The sequence below is a fragment of the Bradyrhizobium sp. Mp27 genome (genome assembly GCF_029953005.1).
GTDB lineage: Bacteria > Pseudomonadota > Alphaproteobacteria > Rhizobiales > Xanthobacteraceae > Bradyrhizobium > Bradyrhizobium barranii.
The window spans coordinates 1-1662 of sequence record NZ_JASAUS010000466.1; the positions used below are offsets into that span (position 1 = coordinate 1).

The 1662-nt window shown below is 57.0% G+C and carries 1 protein-coding gene and 1 pseudogene; both read right to left on the bottom strand.

Annotation, left to right across the window (positions count from 1 at the left end; all coding sequences use genetic code 11):
* Positions 1 to 793: 793 nt before the first annotated feature.
* Positions 794 to 1069: pseudogene (locus QJT78_RS50955) on the bottom strand (transposase domain-containing protein); the annotation flags it as partial.
* Between the two features lie 93 nt (positions 1070 to 1162).
* Positions 1163 to 1429 (bottom strand): hypothetical protein, encoded by a 267-nt coding sequence (locus QJT78_RS50960; protein ID WP_038976728.1) that lies wholly within the window; start codon positions 1427 to 1429, stop codon positions 1163 to 1165.
* Between the last annotated feature and the right edge of the window lie 233 nt (positions 1430 to 1662).

The window sequence follows — 1662 nt, forward strand, 5'->3', positions numbered from 1 at the left end:
CGCGGGTCGGGACGAAGAAACGGGCTTTCAGATCGAACAAAGAAACTGACGAAGGACAAGACATGCGTTGCACTGCCGAACTTCTTGACAAAAGAAGCCCCATACAAGGGCCTCAGGCAGGCTAGCTAGTCGGTTATCACTCGCGTTGAGATAATCGAGACGGGCCGGAAGGGCGGGCAAGTTGGTCAGCTGGCTGTGACTGACGTTGAGCGACTCGAGGGTGGCGGGCAGGCTATCGGGCAGCCTGGTTAGGCGGTTGAAGGGAACGTCGATCCGCCTGAGGTCGGTCGAAAATCTGGGCAAACTGGTCAGGGACAACGATTCGAGATCGAGATGTTGATTGAACAAAGATTTAATCGCGTTAGGGCTTCTTCTCGATCCTCGAGCGGGCCCACGTCCCGTTCGGCAGCCCAATTTTCAACCGTCCGGTCTTGGTCGTCCTCCACATGAGCTGAATCTGCCACGTCATAGCCTGTCAGCACTCCGTCCCACTGCGTTTTCCTGCCCCTCTTGTCCGTTCGAAGAGATCCCATCGCCGCGCTGAATACGTCCTGCCTCAAAAGGATCCATTCCATACTCCCTTGCCAAGACTGAGCAGACTCAGTCCACTACGACACGTTGTAACCTCTGAAGCACTTACCTGTCGGTAAGCTGACGAAGAAGCTATCGCCAGGTGGCGGCTATCGGATTGGAAAGGCGGTGATGTTGCTCCTGAGGGGTAAGCGCGATTTTCCCCGCACGTTGACGCCGGCGGTTTTGATGGATTACCGCAGTATCGGGCGATGCCGGCCGTTCAGGCAGTGGCGGCTTTGTGGAAGTTGAAGGGCAGCAGATCGGTAATATCGGCGTCGCCGGCGCGCTGAGGCAATTCAGTGAGGACGTGGCGCAACCACGCTAACGGCTCGACACGTGAGGCGCGGCAGGTCAGCATCAGGCTGTAGACGACGGCACTGGCCTTGGCTCCGTCCACGGTATCGCTGAACAACCAACTCTTCCTGCCAGTTGCAAAAACCCTGATGTCGCGCTCCAGAAGATTGTTGTCGATCGGCATGCTGCCGTCCCCGGTGTAACAAGATCGACAGGGCTGCTCTGCGCAAAACCGTTCTGGAATGGCCTTGCCCGTCAGGTCAATTGATTCTCGACCTCGGCCAGGGCACCTTCCCTACTCGACCTTGACGTGGCGCTCCTCGATCACCTTGCGCCACGCGGGTATCCCTGCCGCAATCAGGTGGTGCAGTTCGGCAGGCGTGCTGACGCCGTACGCAGAAAGCGATCGCGCGCCGACTGATAAGCTTTGTGTAATTTCCTTATCAGTTCGCCGACTGACCCCATTTCTGCAATTTGCTTGTAAGTAGGCGAGTTTACTCAATTTTGTCTGAAACCTTATCGCAGCAGACCAACTGTACGACTCGCCGATCAACTTCCACATGTAGAGCCTTTGTATCCGGTCGAGTCGAAAAGACGGAGCGCGAGCTCAGCGCATGCGTCCTATCTGCCCAAGCCGGGAATTGCCGGCCGGAACACGTTCATGATATCTTGAGTCCGCTCTTTCCTAGCCCGTCTTATTCGTAAGAGTGCGCCTGAGGGGTAAAGCGCTGATGCGGCGTAGGATTCGGTTGCGAAGCCAACCCCATCACCTCCAACCGCGAACGCCACGCCCGC

What these genes read in the sequence shown, in the direction of transcription:
- QJT78_RS50960 (WP_038976728.1), bottom strand. Translation starts at nt 1,429, where the DNA reads ATGTGGAAGTTGATCGGCGAGTCGTACAGTTGGTCTGCTGCGATAAGG.